The organism is Synechococcus sp. F70.1, from assembly GCF_047502745.1.
Lineage (GTDB): Bacteria > Cyanobacteriota > Cyanobacteriia > Thermostichales > Thermostichaceae > Thermostichus.
Window position 1 is genome coordinate 1 of record NZ_JANSJL010000121.1, and the last position, 789, is coordinate 789.

Consider the following 789-nt stretch of genomic DNA (forward strand, 5'->3'; position numbering starts at 1 on the left):
ACGTTGACTTTGCGCAGCCCCTGCAGCAGCGAGGCCTCTACAGCGCTGCGCACCACCTCCATTACTTGTTGTGTGTCCACCCCATCGCCGGGCAGCCGTTCCAGCAGCACGTTCAGCACCTGACCCTTCAGCTCGGCGCGGCCAAACAGCCGCAGATCGGCTAGCTTGTAGTCGAGGATTTGGTTTAGGGTCTTGAGCTGGCGGCGCATGGATCTCGGCACCCAGCCGTCTCGACTAGAACCAGTTTAGCGGTCGGGGAAGAGGCAGGGGAAAAGCGGGATCCAAGGCATTGACATTCTCCCTGCCCTAGGGTAAAGGGCAGGGATTCTTTACTCAGACAGCAGGATGGCTACTACCGGCTGAGCTACAAAGCGCTCCGCGCCGCCGTAAGCGAAAGAGCATGAGGCTGGAACCTCAACCCTATGGGGGATGCCATAACCCCAACTACTGGGCCTAAGCCCAGATACGTTCTGCGAAGGTTGATTGCCCCCACCCCGTCCCGATGGAACCTAAACCCGCACCCGCACCTATACCCACGGCCTTTTGGCTTGTTCCTCTTGTTGCAAGCAGGACAGGTTTGAGAGCTGTACCGCTCATCTTGGAGCACTACTCTCATCCCCAGCCGTTCGGCCTTGTAGGTGATGTAGTGCCGGGCTTGGCCATGCACCATTTGGTGGATCTTTATGATTCGCCTTCTTGCCGTAAAAGGACTCCCTCCCGCTAACGCGAGCGGCAGACACCCTGATATTCCGAATGTCCCCAATGACAACGGTCTGGACGCCCCTTGCA

1 protein-coding gene and 1 pseudogene are annotated in these 789 nt (G+C 58.3%); both read right to left on the reverse strand.

Annotation, left to right across the window (positions count from 1 at the left end; translation table 11 throughout):
- Positions 1–209 (reverse strand): annotated as a pseudogene (locus NW860_RS11205) (hypothetical protein); the annotation flags it as partial.
- Between the two features lie 155 nt (positions 210–364).
- On the reverse strand, positions 365–670 hold the full coding sequence (locus tag NW860_RS11210) for a transposase (protein WP_414514221.1): 306 nt from the start codon (positions 668–670) through the stop codon (positions 365–367).
- Positions 671–789 lie beyond the last annotated feature (119 nt).

Excerpts from the sequence above, each read along its gene's own strand:
- NW860_RS11210 (WP_414514221.1), bottom strand. The coding sequence starts at position 670 with ATGGTGCATGGCCAAGCCCGGCACTACATCACCTACAAGGCCGAACGG.